General features: G+C 60.4%; 15 protein-coding genes. All 15 read left to right on the top strand.

What is annotated here, in order from left to right; genetic code table 11:
* The first annotated feature begins 48 nt into the window (after positions 1-48).
* The 15 genes from ACUIAI_RS06580 (at position 49) to ACUIAI_RS06510 (ending at position 17,950) form a co-directional block, all read left to right on the top strand.
* Positions 49-633: a LemA family protein gene (locus ACUIAI_RS06580; RefSeq protein WP_046323346.1), complete on the top strand. Its 585-nt coding sequence runs from the start codon at positions 49-51 to the stop codon at positions 631-633.
* Positions 630-2,882, top strand: a complete 2,253-nt coding sequence (locus tag ACUIAI_RS06575) for a DUF2207 family protein (RefSeq protein WP_445341909.1) — start codon at positions 630-632, stop codon at positions 2,880-2,882. The genes ACUIAI_RS06580 and ACUIAI_RS06575 overlap by 4 nt, the downstream gene beginning before the upstream one ends.
* 78 nt (positions 2,883-2,960) lie before the next feature.
* Positions 2,961-3,842 (top strand): aldo/keto reductase, encoded by an 882-nt coding sequence (locus ACUIAI_RS06570; protein WP_445341908.1) that lies wholly within the window; start codon positions 2,961-2,963, stop codon positions 3,840-3,842.
* Positions 3,839-4,819 carry a polyphenol oxidase family protein gene (locus ACUIAI_RS06565; protein WP_445341907.1) on the top strand — a complete coding sequence of 327 codons (981 nt, stop codon included), beginning with the start codon at positions 3,839-3,841 and terminating at the stop codon, positions 4,817-4,819. Before ACUIAI_RS06570 ends, ACUIAI_RS06565 begins: the two co-directional genes overlap by 4 nt.
* Positions 4,820-4,939: 120 nt before the next feature.
* Positions 4,940-5,731 carry an IspD/TarI family cytidylyltransferase gene (locus tag ACUIAI_RS06560; RefSeq protein ID WP_445341906.1) on the top strand — a complete coding sequence of 264 codons (792 nt, stop codon included), beginning with the start codon at positions 4,940-4,942 and terminating at the stop codon, positions 5,729-5,731.
* Between the two features lie 22 nt (positions 5,732-5,753).
* On the top strand, positions 5,754-6,473 hold the full coding sequence (locus ACUIAI_RS06555; protein ID WP_254478280.1) for a pyroglutamyl-peptidase I: 720 nt from the start codon (positions 5,754-5,756) through the stop codon (positions 6,471-6,473).
* 144 nt (positions 6,474-6,617) lie between these two features.
* Positions 6,618-8,342, top strand: a complete 1,725-nt coding sequence (locus ACUIAI_RS06550; protein WP_445341905.1) for a cell division protein — start codon at positions 6,618-6,620, stop codon at positions 8,340-8,342.
* Between the two features lie 191 nt (positions 8,343-8,533).
* Positions 8,534-9,550: a lysostaphin resistance A-like protein gene (locus ACUIAI_RS06545; RefSeq protein ID WP_445341904.1), complete on the top strand. Its 1,017-nt coding sequence runs from the start codon at positions 8,534-8,536 to the stop codon at positions 9,548-9,550.
* Positions 9,551-9,661: 111 nt separating this feature from the next.
* On the top strand, positions 9,662-11,026 hold the full coding sequence (locus ACUIAI_RS06540; protein WP_254478283.1) for a C1 family peptidase: 1,365 nt from the start codon (positions 9,662-9,664) through the stop codon (positions 11,024-11,026).
* Positions 11,027-11,206: 180 nt separating this feature from the next.
* A complete protein-coding gene (locus ACUIAI_RS06535) occupies positions 11,207-12,328 on the top strand; it encodes a 3-deoxy-7-phosphoheptulonate synthase (protein ID WP_445342834.1) in 1,122 nt (373 codons plus the stop codon).
* Between the two features lie 5 nt (positions 12,329-12,333).
* Entirely contained in the window at positions 12,334-13,545 is a 1,212-nt protein-coding gene (locus ACUIAI_RS06530; RefSeq protein WP_438820780.1) for a 3-deoxy-7-phosphoheptulonate synthase, read from the top strand.
* Between the two features lie 65 nt (positions 13,546-13,610).
* Complete coding sequence (mtnN, locus tag ACUIAI_RS06525) at positions 13,611-14,345, top strand: 5'-methylthioadenosine/S-adenosylhomocysteine nucleosidase (RefSeq protein ID WP_445341903.1); 735 nt, start codon at positions 13,611-13,613, stop codon at positions 14,343-14,345.
* Positions 14,346-14,724: 379 nt separating this feature from the next.
* The gene (gene rplJ / locus ACUIAI_RS06520) at positions 14,725-15,246 is read left to right on the top strand and encodes a 50S ribosomal protein L10 (protein ID WP_254478287.1); all 522 of its coding nucleotides are present in this window, start codon (positions 14,725-14,727) and stop codon (positions 15,244-15,246) included.
* Between the two features lie 103 nt (positions 15,247-15,349).
* Entirely contained in the window at positions 15,350-15,730 is a 381-nt protein-coding gene (rplL, locus tag ACUIAI_RS06515; protein WP_045924837.1) for a 50S ribosomal protein L7/L12, read from the top strand.
* A 627-nt stretch (positions 15,731-16,357) separates the two neighbouring features.
* The gene (locus tag ACUIAI_RS06510; RefSeq protein ID WP_445341902.1) at positions 16,358-17,950 is read left to right on the top strand and encodes a variant leucine-rich repeat-containing protein; all 1,593 of its coding nucleotides are present in this window, start codon (positions 16,358-16,360) and stop codon (positions 17,948-17,950) included.
* Positions 17,951-17,954: the final 4 nt, after the last annotated feature.

Genomic DNA, 17,954 nt, shown 5'->3' with positions numbered 1-17,954 from the left:
GGCGGGGTCCTGTTTTGTCTGCAGACCTTTCCGTGAGAGAATTGGAACATGTCCGTATCACTGATCGTGCTTATCGTCATTGTCCTGCTGGTCGTGTTGCTGGTCATCTGGGGCATCGGGGCTTACAACGGTTTGGTCAATCTGCGCAACCGAGTAGCCAATGGCTGGGCCCAGATTGACGTCCAGCTCAAGCAGCGTGCCGACCTGGTGCCCAATCTGGTCCAGACGGTCAAGGGCTACGCTTCACACGAGTCCTCCGTCCTGGAGGAGGTGACCAAGGCCCGCGCCGACGTGGCTCAGGCCCAGACGGCTGGCGGAGACCAGATGCAGGCCCGTGCCGATGCCGAACAGAGACTGGGCCAATCCCTGGTCACTCTGATGGCTCGGGCGGAGGCCTACCCTGAGCTCAAGGCCAACCAGAACTTCCTGGACTTGCAGCGTCAGCTCAAGGACCTGGAGGACAAGATCGCCTACGCCAGGCAGTTCTACAATGATGTGGTCCAGAAGTTCAACACCCGCATCGAGACGGTCCCCTCAAACATCATCGCATCCCTCTTCCACTTCCGTCAGGCCCAGTACTTCCAGGCCGACGAGGGCAGCCGCCAGGCGCCCGTTGTGGACTTCGGACAGTGAACGCCCCAGCGGCCTCCTCTGGGAAACCGGTCTCAGGCCATCCCTCCTGGAGCACTTCCCGCTTTTTCCGAGCCTTGGCACTGGCTTTGGTGGCAGCCTTGGTGACGTGCATAGTCGCTGCTCTGCTTATTTTCAACAAGAATTGGCCGGACTTGGTATACGATTCAGTGGATTATGATGTCCAGGTCCTGGATAATGGCGATTTACGCATTAGTCAGGACCTGACTGTAACCATGAACTCCCGTGAGGATGACAACGGCGATAAACGTCCCTGGAGGGAGCTCTACCAGCGTTATCAGATCAAGCCTGACCGGCTGACGGGCATCAGTGACATAAGCGTGCGCGACCTGACCAATGGCTCTACATATAGGCAAGCCGATCCGCCGACGGATCCTGATAACCTCGATCAGGTTCCCGATTGGGATAAGACCATGGCTGGCACTTGGTATATGGGCACAGTCTCGGACTCAGGATTGGAATCCTACAAGCCGAGCGACTTGAGCCAAGGATCCGCCTGCGGCGCCCAGGGGGACCGGTGTCAGGTGGAGCTGGGTTGGAACATTCCGCAGATTGCCGAGGATTCAGGTCGGCGCTTCCGCATCGACATGACCTTCCACGGGGTAACTACTGCCCATCCCGATGTGGCCGAATTCCAGTGGGAGCCCGTGGGCGACACCAACCAGATTTCCGTCGAGCATATGAGCGCCGATGTCAGGCTTCCCAAGCAGATAGGAACAGAGAAGGGCAAGGATGCCAAGGCCTGGCTTCATTTCGCTGGCAGGGGTTCCTACCAGGTGAGCGATGACAGCCGTATCCACTTTTCAGCTGACCAGATCGGGCCAGGTCAGCATCTGGATTTAGTGGTTCTCTTCGATGTGAAGAGGGTTTCCTCGGTGGTCAGGACCGACTCTCAACCGGCGCGTGACCGCATCGTCGAGCAGGAGCGCCAGCAGTATGAGCACTGGCACGCCGAGCAGACCAGATGGGCGCGGATCGGACTTTTGGCTGGTGTCTTGACCGTCTTAGCTGCTATCGCGCTGATTGTAGTGATGCTCTGGCAGGCCTTCCGCACCTATGGAGATTCCCAGTACCGAGGCGATATTATCTACTACCGTCAGCCTCCTGATCTGTCACCGGCCGTGGCCGCTGTTATCAACGATTTGATGCTGACCCGAGAATCCCCTATTGGCAGGCAATTGTCAGCCACCATTCTCTCCCTGGCCTCCAAGCGGGCCATCGCTCTGATTCCGGTCGAGTATGAGGACCGGGCGAATTCCGGCGGAGGTTCCGTGACCAAGGTGATGCGCTCGCTGCTCCACAAGGGCAAACGGCAGACCATGGAGGTGGTCATTAATCCGGTCTGCAGTCAGGATCGAGCCTCCCTGGCCCTGTCCTCAAGCGAGGAAGCCTGCCTGACCATGCTGGAAGGTGCTTCCGCTCTGATGGGCTCCAAGGATGAACGTTTCGACCTGTACGAGATGATTGCTCTCTTCTCCAGCACCGAAGCTAATCATGGCAAGGTCTATCTGGAGGCTTTCGACAAGGCCGTCAAGTATGAGACCAACAATGCTGACCTGCGTGCCTATCGTCATGGTATAGAGGTCTTGCCCTTCCTGGCCGTGCTCTTGGCCGCTTTCATCCTGCTGGCTGGATTCCTGCCGGGCACCGTGCTGGTACGTGCGCCCTTGGCCGTGCTTCTGGTGGCTGTTGCAGCATTCTCCATTCGTTATGGTAGTTCGCAAGTGCTCAGCAGGAATGGACAGCTCATGGCTGGTCAGGTGTCAGGGCTTCGGCGCTATCTGCTGGACTTCAGCGATTTTAGCCACCGGGGCGTGGAGGATCTGGTGCTCTGGGACCGCTACCTGGTTTACGCTGCGGCCTTCGGTATAAGTGATCGGGTTGTCGCTCAGCTGGCACAGGCCAGCCCTGAACTGACCGACTTCGACTGGCTGAATAATAATGCGCGCGGGAGCCTGCTCTACTGTACCTTCCTGCCTTACAGCCAGAATGTTCCGGTGGCTTCCTCCGTGAGTGGCCCTGAAGCATTGGCTGCAAATTCAATGCTTGGCCAAGGCGGGGTGGTTGATCTGGGTACTCAGTTGACCCAGGGACTCGAACAGATCGGCGGCCTGATCGGCCAGGCCAGCGGCAACAGTTCCGGCAGTGGTATTGGTGGGTTTGGCTCCGGTGGTGGTTCCTTCGGTGGCTCCGGTGGTGGCTCCGGTGGTGGTTCCTTCGGCGGTCGTTGATACTGGGCCACAAGCTAAGCTCGATAGAAAGCCGGCGGTATTGAAGCTGGCATCAATCTACAAGATGGGAGTACATGTATGACATCGTCGATGCGGGCCTTGGGGCCCTTTACTACGACAGCGGTCGGACTGGGTTGCATGGGATTGTCCATTGAGTGCAAGCCGGACCAGGCAACGGCCATCGACGTTATCCATCAGGCCCTGGATGCCGGTTGTCGGCATTTGGATACCGCCTGGTCCTACTACGAATCCGGAGGTCCCGAGCAGACCAACGAGCGACTGGTCCGCCAGGCTTTGGACTCCTGGCAGGGACCGCGTCAGGATGTGCTGGTGGCCACCAAGGTTGGGCACTACCGCAACTTCACCGATGGTCGGCCAACCTGGGCTGTGGACGGTCGGCCGGAGAGCCTGATCCGGCACGCCAAGGAGTCCGCTCAGGCCCTGGGCGTGGACACCATCGATCTGCTCTACATGCACCGGCCTGATCCGCAGGTGCCCTACCAGGAGTCCTTGGAGGCCATGGCCGAGCTAGTCAAACAGGGCGTGGCCCGGACCCTAGGCGTCTCCAACGTAGACATTGAGCGGATGGACCTGGCTCGTCAGATTCTGGGCGATGACCTCGTGGCCGTGCAGAACCAGTTCTCGCCCACCTTCACCAGCTCCCGCCAGGAGTTGGACCATGCGGCCGAGCTGGGTCTGGCCTTCGTCTGCTGGAGCCCCTTGGGAGGCTTCCGAGCGCCCAAGGACGAAACCCGTTATGACACCTTCCGTCAGGTGGCCCAGGAGCGCGGTGTCTCCCACCAGCGTGTGGTCCTGGCCTGGGAGCTGTCCCAGAACCGCAACGTCTTCGTGGTTCCCGGGGCCCACAGGGCGGCCACCATTCTGGATTCCCTGCAGGCGGCCGACATGGAGCTGAGCGAAGAGGAGATGGACCGCCTGAACCGGGCGGCGACTGCATGAGCCCCGAGCATCAACTAAACGAGCAGGATACACGGAGTGTACAGGGCGAAGCCTGGAATCGGGGACGGACCCTGCTGGACAGCAGCCCCCTGTCGTCGCTGGACGATCAGGGTCGGCCAATCCCGGTCACCATTCCCATAGTGCTGGCGCTAGGGATCAAGGTGGTCTACACCACCAGACTGGGCGGGGTCTCCTCGGGCGATTATGCCCAGCTGAATCTGGGCGGCAAGGGAGGCGATGACCCGCAGGCGGTTGCCGCCAACCGTCAGGCTCTGGGTCGCCAGCTGAACCGTTCCATGGTCCTAGTGGACCAGGTTCACTCAGCCCAGGTCTGGGATGCCGACCAAGGTCAGCCTCAGGGGCGTTGCGAGGCCGATGCTCAGGTGACCACCCGTCGCGACTTGGCCTTGGGCATCTTCGCCGCTGATTGCCTTCCCGTGCTTCTGGCCGACCCTCAGGCAGGCGTGATGGGGGCGGCCCACTGCGGCCGTCGGGGTCTGGTGGCTGGAGTCATTCCGTCAACAGTCCAGGCCATGGCCGACAAGGGTGCTGACCCGTCCAGGATCGTGGCAACCCTTGGGCCTCGCATCTGTGCGGACTGCTATCAGGTGGGTTCGGACCTGGCCGATGACTTCGAGAAGCGTTTCCCTGGCGCATCCGGACCATGCCGGTTCGGTGGAATCGCCATCGACATCGCCACTGCTGCCAGGATGGAACTGAAGACGGCAGGAGTGACCAATATCGTAGACTCCGCCCCCCGGGTTGGCGCTGCGACCAGCTATCTGCGTCAGGACCCGGACCTGGAAGAGCTGTGCAGCCAGGACGGCGAGGGTCCCTCCCTATCGAAGCGTCTTGAGGATCTGCACCGACCGCTGTGCACAATGGAGAACCCACTCTGGTATTCCCACCGTCGGGCCTCGCTGGCCAACAAGGCTGGGGAGGGGCGCATGCTGGCCCTTATTCTGGCCGACGACTGAAGCCGTGAGATTGATTGATCCTGTTTCTGGCAGCCGGAGCAGACCTCGGGTGCAGATGTTCGGTGCAGATAGCGCCGGGTCTGCACCCTTCAGCGTCCTCTCGTGAGTACCGTTGAGTCTATGAGTGAGAGCAGAGCATCAGCAGCCCCGTCCGAGGCCAGTCAGGATAGTGCAGAGCCGGAGGAGCAGATTCAGCCAGTTGTAGCGGTGATTCTGGCGGCCGGGCTGGGCGTTCGGTTTGACGAGAGCAATCCCAAGCAGCTGGTGCAGGTGGGCGGCAAACCCATCATCACCTGGTCAATTGACGCCTTCCAGTCCAATGCCCGGGTCACGGACATCCTGGTCGTGGTCAATGATCGGGTGCGGGAGGCTGTCGAGGCCATCGTGGGCGCTGACACCTACGACAAGGTCCGCACGGTTATCCAGGGCGGCATCGAGCGCATGGACAGTACCGAGGCAGCCCTGCAGACCCTGGCTGATGCGGAGATTCCCCAGGATGCCAAGTTGCTCATCCACGATGCGGTTCGCCCCTTCGTCAGCCAGGAGTCCATCGATGGCTGCATCAATGCCTTGGATACATTCAACGCCGCAACCGTGGCCGTGGCCTCAAGTGACACCATGCTGATTGCCGGCGACCTGGGTGAGCGCAAGGTGGTGCGTCAGGTGCCCGACCGCGACAACATGTTCCGGGCTCAGACCCCGCAGGCCTTCCGTTTCGGCACCCTCCGCAAGGCTTACGACCTGGCCGCTGCGGACCCCGACTTCCATCCCACTGATGACACCAGGGTAGTGGTGGACCGCCTGCCTGAGGAGTCGGTGGCCATTGTGGCCGGCAGCGTGACCAACATGAAGATCACCCTGCCATCGGACGTGCCCATGGCTGAATGGATAGCGCGTTCCCTGGCCGGGTGAAGTCCTGTGTACCATGGTGCACATGGAGCAGATCAGGGTCATCGTCGCCGGATACGATCATTACAAGGGTGTTGACATCAACCCCTCCAGCAGGGTTTCCCAGGCGCTGGCTGAGCATGGCATGGAGGGCATGCGCCCTGTTGGCCCCACTGAGGAGGATCCTTTGGAGGGCGTGGATCTGACTATTTCCTCGGTCACCATGCCTGTCAGCTTCGCCAAGGCCTGGCCTATACTGCATAAGGCCATAGAGCGGGTGCACCCCGATATCATCATCGCCACAGGGCTCAAGCGTCGGGCTCGTGGCATCGCCATGGAGCGTTGCGCCGTCAACCTCAAGGAGGACGATGCTGACGACCATGACAACTTAGGGGAGCGGGAGTCTCAGGATCCCGTCCGCCAGACCAGTCGCCAGCCCATTGACCCCCAAGGTCCGGCCGCCTACTGGACCCGACTGCCACTGCGGGCCATCCTGCACGACTTTGGCACCTGCAGTATTCCGGCCACACTCAGCTCGGACGCGGGTACCTATGTCTGCAACGCGCTTTTCTACAACCTGCTGGCATGGGCTGCAGGACACAAGGATGTCCTGGCCGGGTTCGTCAGTCTTCCCTTGGTCAACGAAAGCGACGGACAGGAGTGCGGTCTGCCTCTGGATCAGCAGATACAGGCTGTGCGCGAGGTGGTAAATGAGACCATTCGCTACTATCGGAGACCCTCCTCCAGCCCTATTCTTATTGCCTGAGCCCCGTATGTAAGGTCAATGTGTCGGCAGCTTGTCAGACGGCAAATTTCGGCCTGTCATGGGGTAGAGTCGAGGTAAATCCACCGGACCGAAGACATCTTTGTCACGGGCCGGCATGTCCTGGTGGCGAAGAGGAGTGTTTCCATGGCCGAAGATCAGTTTCCCGTTGTCCTTCGAGGCTATGACAAGGAGCGGGTCGACCAAGCCCTGGCGGCCTCGCGGAGCAATCTGGCCCGGTTGCGTCAGCAGATCAAGGCCGATGACGATCGCATTCTGAAGCTGGAGGCGGAACTCCAGGAGGCCAAGTCACGCAAGGTCGAACAGCCGCGCAACTCTTTCGCCTCCCTCGGAGCAAATGCCCAGCAGCTGCTGGCTTCGGCCGAGCAGACCAGCACCGAGCTGCTCAACCGCGCCAAGCAGGATGCGGCATCCACTAAGACCTCCGCCCAGGAGAAGGCGACGACCCTGGTCAACGAGGCCCAGCTTGAAGCTAAGCACATCGTGGACGAGGCCAACGCCAAGGCCAAGTCCATTGTCGAGGCCGCCAACGATGAAGCGAGGACTGTCACCACCACCGCCAAGCAGCAGAGCGAACAGAGCAAGTCCGCGGCCGACAAAGTGGTGGCCGAACGTCGCCAGGCCCTGGATCTGGAGCTGCAGAACTCCCGCGAAGAGCATGAGAAGCGGCTGGCCACCAACAAGGCCACCCAGGACAAGGAGCTGTCCGAGCAGAAGGCCAAGGCCGCCAAGGAGATCGCCGACAAGCGACGCAAGAGCGACGAGGAGATCGCCAAGCTCAAGAAGGATGCCAACGATCAGATTCAGAAGGCCCTGGCCGAGGCCAACAAGAAGCTTGCCGATGTGCGCGAGCAGGTCTCCAAGAGCCTGAATGACGCTCGCAGGCAGGCTTCGGAGATCACTGACAAGGCCAAGTCGGAAGCCCAGCAGATCGTGGACGATTCCAAGGTCACCAGCGCCGAGACCATGGCCAAGGTCAATGCCGAGGCCGAGCAGGTGCGCTCCGACATCGCCGCCCAGCAGGAGGAGGCCACCAAGAAGGTGGGCGAGCTGCTCAAGAGCCTGGAGGAGCGCCGGGTCAAGACTGAGAAGGAAACCCAGGAGCTGATTGAACAGGCCAAGGCCACCCGCAAGGATGCCGATTCGTTCGCCTCTTTCAAGCGTGAGGAGTCTGAGCGCAAGGCCAGCCAGTTGCTGGAGGAGGCCAAACAGCGCGCCCAGGCCGAGGTCGAGGCTCAACGCAAGGCCGCACAGGCTGAGCTGGACGGGCTGAAGGACCACATCACCAAGTTGCAGCATCGGGAAGCAACGATCACCTCTCGGGTCGATGAGTTGCGGAACATCTTCTCCAAGTCCTTCGGCAACTTCGACGGCTTCCACGACGAGACTGTGGTTAATGACCAGGACGAGGGGCAGGCGCCGAGCGTGCCCGTTGTCAACGCAGTGCCTGCCGCTGATCCGTTGCCGGCCCCAGCGCCGAAGGCTGAAAGCGAGGATGAGGGCGTAGGCCAGCCCCTTGCCGACTCCCAGGAAGAAGCCACCCAGACATCGGTCGATCCTGTCACAGTGAGCCAGCCAGCCGATGACTCGGCAACTGATGACTTGGCAGCTGATTCCACCAGCAATTCCGGGGATGAGGCCAACGCAGCTGTTACTATTCGGTCCTCAGCCAATATGCCGACTCAGGTCCTGCCCTCCCCGGCGCCGAGCGTCCTGCCCGATGCATCCGACCAGACCGGTGATACGCCGGCCCAGGCCAAGGGTGAACAGGTTGAGAAGGCGGTCACTGACCAGGAGACCACGGTCATTCCGCCCGTCAACGATGGCATGACCCCGACCGATCGGGACTGATCAACGAACTTCACTGTTCGTAAGGGCCGGATTGCAGGCATGATCTGCAACCCGGCTTTTTTCTTGCCTTGAAGTTGCCTGATCTCATGCCGAAACCGGCATGGGCGTCAATCTCGATCCGGACCCTTGCTCTGGCCTAGAGTCAGTGGTGAAGGGCGCAGGCCATGGGGTCACAGGGTTGGGAGAGCATCATGCAGCAACCAAATCACTCATTATCAGAGTCGCCCGCCACAGATTCGACCGAGGCGGATGCGGGCAGACAGGGCGGATCGAGCGCATCTCCAGGGCCCTCACGTTCGTGGAGCGCCCAGGTGCGCCGGGGGGTGGATCTGCAATCTCTCTACGCCCTGGTGTATCTGGTGGTGGCCAACCTATTCGCAGGGGTTCTGAATCTGCCCTCGGTGACTGCGGCCCTGGGCATTGCCCGTCAGCCGGGACTAGGTGATCTGCTGGGCGATCTGGTCATGCTGATCTTCCTCTTCGGCACCCGTGGCCAGGACCTGCTTGGCCGCGGTTCCAACCCGGTGCGCTACAAGGCTCATACCAATCCCGGTCCGGCCGTGCTTATCGGGGCCATCCTGCTAATTATGCTGGCCAGCAGCATCGAGACGGGCTTCACCTGGGTGGTCAACCAGGGATCCCAGGCCTTGGGGCTGGTCTACCATTCCACCACTTCCCAGATCGCTGCGGGCCAGCACGGGTTCCTGTCGCCCTTGGATACGGCTATCCTGGTCCCTGTTGTCGAGGAGTTTTTGCTGCGCGGCGTGGTCATGGGCAGGCTCAGACCCTACGGGCGAACCTTTGCCATCGTCACCTCCTCCTTTATCTTCGCTTGCCTGCACGGGGACATCACCCAGAGTCTGTTCACCTTCCTGTTGGGCCTGGTTCTGGGTTTCATCGCCATGGAATACTCCATCCTCTGGTCCATGGCTCTGCATATTTTCAACAACCTGGTCCTGGCTGACGCCATGATGTGGCTGACCCAGACGGTGCCTGCCCGCACCGGCATGATGCTCAACCAGGGTATGACCCTTCTGGGCCTGGTTGGGGGACTAATTGTCCTCTGGTTGATTCGGGGACAGCTGGCAGACTATCTGCGCGCCAATCGCTCACGCCCCGGAACCTATAAGGGCTGGATCTCCCTTGGGTTGGTCGTCCTGGTGGTCCTGGCCTTGGTCAATGCAGCCCAGCGCTTTTCTCTGGCTTGACAGTGCAGTTGTCCACATCCTCCACCAGGCGAACCCTTGATGACTGATTCCCGCTATGCTGGATGCAGGGATGCAGATACATCCGCATGAAAGGAAGCAAGGACAGACCGTATGACATCAGCACTGACACCACTGGATCAGACCCGTTTGGAGGGCCTGCGCACCGCCTTCGATGAGCGCGAGGCCAACCACGTCGCCATGAACGCCGTCACTCAGGTAGGCATTGACGAAGTGGCCCACAACTATAATCGCTCCCGCCTGCTCCAACACCGATTTTCGGTCAGCATCGACAATGGTACGGTCACCTCGCAGGCGCATTCCGGCCGTTGCTGGCTCTTCAGCTCGCTAAATGTGGCCCGATTCGTGGCCCGCAAAGCTCTGAACATTGATGGCGAAAGCACCGCCAACCCTATGGGCGACTTCGAGCTGTCCCAGAACTACGCCATGTATTATGACAAGCTTGAGCGCGTCAACTACTTCCTGCGCGACGTAGCGGCTCTGGTGCGTGCCCACGAACCCATCGACTCCCAGCTCATGCGTTTCTTGATGGGCGATGTGATGGGAGATGGCGGTCAGTGGATCATGGCCATGAACATCTATAAGAAGTACGGCGCAGTGCCCAAGCAGTTCTATCCCGAGACTGCCTCCTCCCAGAACACCAGCCAGATGAACGATCAGCTGCGTCGCCTGCTCCACCAGGCCACGGCTCACATGGTGGCCAATCCAGACGGGATTGACGAGATCATCGATAGAACCCTGGAGGCTGGCCACCGTATCCTGACCATTCATTTGGGTACCCCGCCCACCAGCTTCGACTGGGAGTGGACCGACAAGGACGGCGTCTTCCACCGGGATGGCCGGATTACCCCGCAGGAGTTCTGGAAGCGCTACGTGAATGCAGGACTTGAGGACTATGTCTGCCTGGTCGACGATCCGCGCCCAGAGCACCCCAAGGGCCGCAAGATCGGCATCGAGCACCTAGGCAACGTGGCTGGCGGCGATTCCACCGAGTATCTGAACGTTCCTGTAGAGGTCATGAAGGACTGCGCCCGTCGTCTGATGAGCGAGCAGGGCCTGCCAGTCTGGTTCGGTGCCGACTGCCACCCCATGATGGACCGCAAGGCCGGTCAGTGGGCCACAGACCTGTTCGAGTATGGTCGGGTCTACGGAGTGGACTTCGACATGGACAAGGAGCAGCGGGTACGCTTCGGCGACTCGGCCCAGAACCACGCCATGGCATTCGTGGGCGTGGACGTGGCCGATGACGGCCGGACCACCAACCGCTGGCGGGTGGAGAACTCCTGGGGCGCTGACATTGCCAACAAGGGTTACTTCACCATGAGCGACGACTGGTTCAGCGAGTATGTCTACGAGGTGGCTGTGCCCAAGTCCATGCTATCTGACGAGTATCGTCAGGCTTTTGATCAGGAGGCCATCATGCTGCCCGCCTGGGATCCCATGGGTGCCTTGGCCTGAGCAGCAGCACTAAATTCATCCACTTTTATCCATCAAATTGTTCGTTCCCGTGGTCTATATGGATCGCGGGAACGGACTGTCCACATTGGCCCGGATGCGGGCGGTCATGAGGAATTCGGGCAGGATCGTCGCAGTACGACAGAGAGGAGAGCGACCGTGGCATTCGTCAAGGAATCGGATATCATCCCGGAAGAGGAGCGGCAGTATTTTGCCGATACGGCCGTCTTTCCCGAAACAGTGGATGTCAACATTCGTCAGTTGGATCCAATCCCGGCCCCCAGGGTCTTTCTGCGCTCGCGGCCCCTGGATTCGAAGCGTATGGAGCTGGTCCGGGATTCCCGCCAGGTCATCCGGGACGTTCTGCATGGTCGGGACGACCGGCTGCTGGTCATCACCGGTCCCTGCTCCATCCACGACCCGGAAGCTGCTCTGGAGTACGCCCGTCGTCTGTCGGCAGTCAATGAGCGGTTGAAGAATCGGCTGCTGATTGTCATGCGGGTCTACTTCGAGAAGCCTCGGACTACGGTCGGCTGGAAGGGGCTGATCAACGACCCCGACCTGGATGGAACATTCAACATCCGCAAGGGGATTCGCCTGGCCCGCCAGGTGCTCTGGCAGGTTCTGGGTCAGGGGATTCCGGCGGCCACAGAGTGGCTGGACCCCATTACCCCGCAGTATCTTTCCGACGCGGTCAGCTGGGGGGCCGTCGGTGCTCGGAACACGGAGAGCCAGGTTCACAGGGAGCTGGCCAGCGGCATGTCCATGCCCATGGGCTTCAAGAACTCGACCGAGGGCAGTGTAGAGGCTGCGGTCGATTCCTGTCTGGCTGCGGCATCCGAACATCACTTCCTGTCCATCAATCTGGACGGCCATGTCATCGCTGCCGAGACCAGAGGCAACCCCGACTGCCACATAATTCTTCGTGGTTCCAGTCATGGCCCCAATTACGATGCGGAATCCGTCCAGTCCGCCCTGGAGGTCATGCATCAAGCACCGCTGGGCCCTGGTGCCTGCCGCGGTCTGATTGTGGACGCAGCTCATGGCAACTGCGGGAAGGACCCAGTACGTGAGGCCCAGGTGGTCGAGGAGCTGGCAGACCGTCTCGCCAAGGGCGAGCAGGGTCTGTCGGGCATCATGATGGAGAGTTTTCTTGAGGGCGGTCACCAGAAACCGGCTCCGCTAAATCAGCTGGTCTTCGGCCGGTCCGTCACCGATGCCTGCATCTCCTGGGACAGGACCGAGGAACTGTTGCAGATCTTGGCCGATGCCGTGCAAGCCCGTCGGGAAAGGATGAAGGCATGAGTGGGATGAAGGATGAGCCACAGGAGCCTCTGCCCCGACCCAGCAAGGCCTACGAGGTTGAACTGGTGCACAAGGCGCTGGCGGCCGGCGTCAACCCATTGCAGTCGGGGAACCTACCCAGGTGGGAGGACGAGGTAGGCATAGGTCGGATCGTCAACAGGCGAGTCTTTGAGCTTGACCGCCTGCCTTCGCCCGCGCAGATGCTGACCCGATACCCCTTGGATGGACCGGCCAAGGACCTGGTCATCCGCTCCCGGCAGGAGATTGTGGACTGTCTGCATGGTCGGGACGACCGGTTGCTGGTCATTGTGGGTCCTTGTTCCATCCACGATCCTGATGCCGCGTTGGACTATGCCCGTCGTCTGTCGGCCGTCAATGAGCGGTTGAAGGATCGGCTGCTGATCGTCATGCGGGTCTACTTCGAGAAGCCCCGGACCACGGTCGGCTGGAAGGGGCTGATCAACGACCCCGACCTGGATGGCAGCCACAACATTCAGAAGGGCCTGGTCCTGGCACGGCGCATCCTGCTGGGTGTGCTGGACACCGGGCTTCCGGCGGCCACGGAATTTCTTGAGCCCACATCGCCCCAGTACATTTCTGACGCGGTCAGCTGGGGGGCCATCGGTGCTCGGAACACGGAGAGCCAGGTCCATCGGCAGCTGGCCAGCGGCATGTCCATGCCCATTGGCTTCAAGAACGCCACGGACGGCAGCGTGGATGTGGCCATTGACTCCTGTTATGCGGCCTCTCAGCGCCACACCTTCTTTGGAATAGACCACGAGGGTCAGGCCGCAGCCGTAGCGACCATGGGCAACCCCGACTGCCATCTGGTTCTTCGCGGCTCCAAGTCCGGCCCCAACTACGATCAGGACTCGGTGCGGGCGGCCCTTGCCGTGCTGCGCCAGCGCATGCCCAAGGATAGCGCGGCTGCCCACGGGCTGCTCATCGATGCCTCCCATGGCAATTCTGGCAAGGATGAGCGGCGCCAGATCCAGGTTGTCCATGAGTTGGCCCAGCGGATAGGCGACGGCGAGGAGGGCTTTACCGGGCTGATGATGGAGAGTTTCATACGTGGAGGCAATCAGAAGCCGGCTCCGCTGGACCAACTGGTCTACGGGTGCTCGATCACTGACCGCTGCATCTCTTGGCCTGATACTCAAGATCTGCTGGAGGAGTTGGCGGGGGCAGTGGATCGTCGTCGCAGCACGGCTCGTTGACATACAGCCTGCAGTAGGCTGGTCGGGCCGCGGTCGCGGGTGAAATCATGGATAAGGAGTCAGGCATGAGCGAAACGGACGGTTCCCTGGAGGGCGAAGATCGACGGCCGGTTGCCGTCATAGGAGCCATGGACGAGGAGGTGGCCCTGATTGGCCGAGGCCTGGAGCAGGTCGATCAGGATCCCCATGCCGGTGATGCCGGTCTGAAGGTTATATGCGGCACCCTTGATGGGTCGCACGGCCCTGTTCGGTTGGCTGCCACCGTGGGTGGCATGGGCACTGTCAATATTGCCGCCACCACGCAATATCTGATCGATGCCCTCCATCCCAAGGTTGTCATCTTCTCCGGCATTGCCGGCAACCTGAACAAGGACCTGCACATCAATGACGTGGTCCTTGGAGGTACCCTGCGCTATCTGGATACCGACATGCGATTGGTGGCCCAATCGGCCCCCGGCACGGAGGAGTTCCACTCGGACCCTCACCTGTTGGATCTGGCTGATCGGGCCTTGGATGCCATGGGGATCAAGCACATCGTCGGCACCATTGCAACCGGCAACTACTTTGTGGACAGCCCGGAGAAGATCGCACAGGTCAAGGAGCAGACTGGGGCCGATGCGGTCGAGATGGAGGGTGCGGCCGTCTGTCACGTGGCGGCCCGCAACAAGGTTCCGGCTCTGGTCATCCGCGCTCTGAGCGACAACGCCGACACCGACTACGAGGTTTTCCGGGAGTTCGACATCTCCGAATATGCCGACACAGCTGCCAAATTGGTGCTGGGCATCGTACGCGAGCTCTGAGTGCAGATCAACAGGAGCGCTTGGCCGAGTGGCATGGTGGTGCCTATAGGCCCGCGTTCTGGTGGGCTGTACCCGTTAAGGTCCGGGTGCCGTGAATCTGCGCCCGTTATGCGGCCCGCAAAAATGGTAGAAGCCGAGCTTGTCGTGTATATGGACTTGACGGCTGCGGCCGACCTGTGTACTATTGCCGTTTGCATACCAAAGACCGTTGGTCGGGACCCTTGGGTCTCCTAAGTTCGGTTGATCGAGCCAGCACAGGTTGAGTTTCAAATTGGTCTTCGTGACCTGGTTTTTGCTCTGCCTGTCGGCAGGGCTTTCTTTTTGCCTGTCATGCTCAGTCGTCCGGCTCCCTCCAGAGGTCTGTCTAGGAAGGAACGCCATGAAAAGGCCCGAAAAGGAAGAGGCTGTCGCCAGGCTGACGGACAAGTTCCGTGACGCCGATGCTATCATCCTCACCGAGTACCGCGGGCTCAGTGTTCCGCAGGTCGCCGATCTGCGAAACAAGCTAGGCCGCGATACTTCCTACAACGTGGCGAAGAACACGCTAGCCCGGATTGCGGCCAAAGAGGCTGGAATCGAGGGTCTCGATGAGATGCTTGCCGGCCCCTGCGCCATCACCTTCGTCAAGGGTGATTACGTCAATGCCGCCAAGACGCTGCGCGATTTCGCCAAGGACAACCCGGCACTGATCGTCAAGGGCGGCTTTATTGATGGAGCTGTTGCTGACGCGGATGCCGTGAAGAAGATCGCGGATCTGGAATCCCGCGATGTTCTGCTCTCCCGGATGGCCGGCGCGCTCAAGGGCACCATGTCCAAGGCCGCCAACCTGTTCGTCGCTGTGCCTACCAAGGCCGTGCGCACGTTCGACGCCCTGCGCGAGAAGCAGGAAAAGGCCGCCTGAGTCCACGGCCATCGGCCCGGATTCATACGGCAAATACAAGAAAAGATGTTCGGTGATCGGCTTACCAGTCAATGCCGGTCGCCACAAATGAAAGGAAGCCATTATGGCCAAGCTCTCTGCTGACGAGCTCATCGACGCGTTCAAGGAAATGACTCTGGTCGAGCTGTCCGACTTTGTCAAGAAGTTCGAGGACGAGTTCGATGTTGAGGCCTCCGCCCCTGTGGCCGTAGCTGCTGCCGCCCCCGGTGCCGCTGCTCCGGCTGAGGAGGAGAAGACTGAGTTTGACGTCGTCCTCTCCGCCATCGGTGACAAGAAGATCCAGGTCATCAAGGCCGTCAAGGCTATCACCAACCTGGGCCTGGCCGATGCCAAGGCTCTGGTTGACGGTGCTCCCAAGGCCGTCCTGGAAGGTGCCAAGAAGGAAGACGCAGACAAGGCTAAGGCCCAGCTGGAAGAAGCTGGCGCCACCGTCGAGCTCAAGTAGTCATTGGCTCTTTCTGAGCTCTTGCATGCTGGAAAGCCCTGTGCTGTCATCGACAGCGCGGGGCTTTCCTCATATCCGGCCTGACCATAGGGGTGAGGTGTGGGGTGCGCCGCTTTGCTCGGGGACGATCCGCACCGATGTCCATGGGACGGTCCTTCCTGCGGTTGCGGATTTACCTACCCGGGCGCCCAAGTTCACGGACTGATCGACGGATCAGGATTGATCTGAAACAATTTGTTCATTGTCGTAATCAAGTTCGGTCAGGTTGCTCTGTCCACACTGACAGAGAGCTGTAGACCGCTGTCGGGTCAGCCTTTATATGTGCACCCGATGTACGAAAAAATCCACTCCGGGCCAAACGATTATGAGATGTTTGCTATCTATACGAAGGTGGCGCAATGTGTCTGAAATGCTTCATGGCCTGCAATGAGCTCCGGGGCGTATTCGCAATCAGGTCTGCAGATGCTCCTGATTCAGTCGGCTCCCAAGCACTGCTCAATGTCTGCGAGCCTTTCATGTGTCCTTTATCAGTTAATTCGGCACGCAATCAATCCTATCTCTGGGTTTCATGACAGAATAGGCGGTAGTACCGAGTGAAGGCGGCTGCAGATTTGGGAGGTCGAAAACGTGAGTGACGATCGGCGACCGGGGCAGGTGTGGATCATTAAGTTCAATGGTGTGGAAGAGACCCGGCTCAAGCCTGGCGAGACCGTCGAGATCGGTCGCAAGCCTCTGCGTCCGCTGGCCGATGACGGTCGGCGTCGTTTGGAGGTGCCCGATCAGACCAAATCCATGTCCAAGCGTCATGCCATTTTCGCCGTCGATCAGGGCGGTCTGGCCACCCTGCGCGACATGGGCTCCACCAATGGGTCCTATCTGATTCAGTCCGACGGATCGCTGGTCAGGCTGCCTGTGGATGCCGCTTACCCACTGTCCAGCAGCTCAGCTCGTTTCCAGTTCGGTGATGTTCCTGTCGATTTCGTGCGCATCAGCAATCCCGAAGAAGACCAGACCGATCCTTCGCTCCGGGTACCTGACCTCTTCTCGTACTCCACACAGCCCCGCGGCGCAGTGGAGCCTGATGCAGCTGAGATGTCCGTTGACGACATTCTGGATATGCGCGCCGGCGAGCCCACCGGCATCTTCAAGGCCGACGGGGTCCGTAACCGGGTCACTGCCCTTCATGATATGGCCCTGGGTGCCGCCAAGACAGCCGATTCTTCGCAAGAGACCGGCGGAATTTCACAAGATCGTCCCAAGTCTGCCTCAGTTGACCGCGACTCGGAGGATAGCGCGTCGCCGACTTTCTCCGGAAGATCAGCTTCTATGAATCCGCGTGACTCGCAAGCGCGGTATTATGACAATCCTGATTCAGCAGAGCATGGACAGACTGACAAGGGATCGGCCGATGCTGGATCGGCAGATGGCCAGGTATCGGACCGTCGCCGGGCCTATGCCGACCAGCCGGATGACAAAGAATTCGAAGACCGCGAGGGTGCCCGGCGTGAAGGGGACTTCCAGGCTCAGGACTCTCGTGGCGAAGGCCGCCGACCCCTGCCATGGCAGGAGAACGAATCCGATCGGGGTCTGCCGTTGGTCGGCACTCAGGAGGAGGACAGGCAGCCGGTCGACCGCGACCTTTTCGCTGATGCTCGTCGCTCGCGTTCCGCTGACTCCGCTCCCAATCAGGAACGCTATGACCAAGATGCTCGTGATGATCGTGGTCAACACGATGATAGCGCGTCTTTCGGCTACAAAGGCCATGCGGACGATCAGTCCGGACAAGGCCGGGGGGGCGAATCAGGCTCGGCCCAGGGGTTCACCCCGCTGGGAGCTGTAGAGCTGGCTCGCCTGTCCAAGGAGGAACCGGATCAGGCCCGGCGTCCTGAGTCAGCGGATAAGCCGGATGATGACCATCGATACCAGCCGGCCTTTGAGCCAGGATCCGTCTTCGAGCGGGTTTCCAAGGGTGACTATGACCGTGGCCGGGATGCCATCGAGGTGGACGGGATGAGTTCTGAAGATGCCAAGCGAACCGGGGACTTTGCTCTGCAGTTCGCCATGGCTAAGCATCGGCAACTGCTGCCTTTCCTGGCGATGAACCCGGCCCTTTATGATGATCTTTACGCCTGGTTGGAGGCTCAGGGCGACCGGGACATCGATGCGGCCCTGCAAAACAATGACGGGTATCACGAGTATCTGAACGCCGTGCGGAAGTGAGTAG

The organism is Bifidobacterium sp. ESL0827, from assembly GCF_052606685.1.
The sequence above is the reverse complement of the archived record's forward strand: the minus strand, read 5'-3'. Positions and strand labels throughout refer to the sequence as shown.

Coding starts and splice junctions, on each gene's coding strand:
- ACUIAI_RS06580 (WP_046323346.1), top strand. CDS start 49: ATGTCCGTATCACTGATCGTGCTTATCGTCATTGTCCTGCTGGTCGTG.
- ACUIAI_RS06570 (WP_445341908.1), top strand. CDS start 2,961: ATGACATCGTCGATGCGGGCCTTGGGGCCCTTTACTACGACAGCGGTC.
- ACUIAI_RS06565 (WP_445341907.1), top strand. CDS start 3,839: ATGAGCCCCGAGCATCAACTAAACGAGCAGGATACACGGAGTGTACAG.
- ACUIAI_RS06560 (WP_445341906.1), top strand. CDS start 4,940: ATGAGTGAGAGCAGAGCATCAGCAGCCCCGTCCGAGGCCAGTCAGGAT.
- ACUIAI_RS06555 (WP_254478280.1), top strand. CDS start 5,754: ATGGAGCAGATCAGGGTCATCGTCGCCGGATACGATCATTACAAGGGT.
- ACUIAI_RS06550 (WP_445341905.1), top strand. CDS start 6,618: ATGGCCGAAGATCAGTTTCCCGTTGTCCTTCGAGGCTATGACAAGGAG.
- ACUIAI_RS06545 (WP_445341904.1), top strand. CDS start 8,534: ATGCAGCAACCAAATCACTCATTATCAGAGTCGCCCGCCACAGATTCG.
- ACUIAI_RS06540 (WP_254478283.1), top strand. CDS start 9,662: ATGACATCAGCACTGACACCACTGGATCAGACCCGTTTGGAGGGCCTG.
- ACUIAI_RS06530 (WP_438820780.1), top strand. CDS start 12,334: ATGAAGGATGAGCCACAGGAGCCTCTGCCCCGACCCAGCAAGGCCTAC.
- mtnN (WP_445341903.1), top strand. CDS start 13,611: ATGAGCGAAACGGACGGTTCCCTGGAGGGCGAAGATCGACGGCCGGTT.
- rplJ (WP_254478287.1), top strand. CDS start 14,725: ATGAAAAGGCCCGAAAAGGAAGAGGCTGTCGCCAGGCTGACGGACAAG.
- rplL (WP_045924837.1), top strand. CDS start 15,350: ATGGCCAAGCTCTCTGCTGACGAGCTCATCGACGCGTTCAAGGAAATG.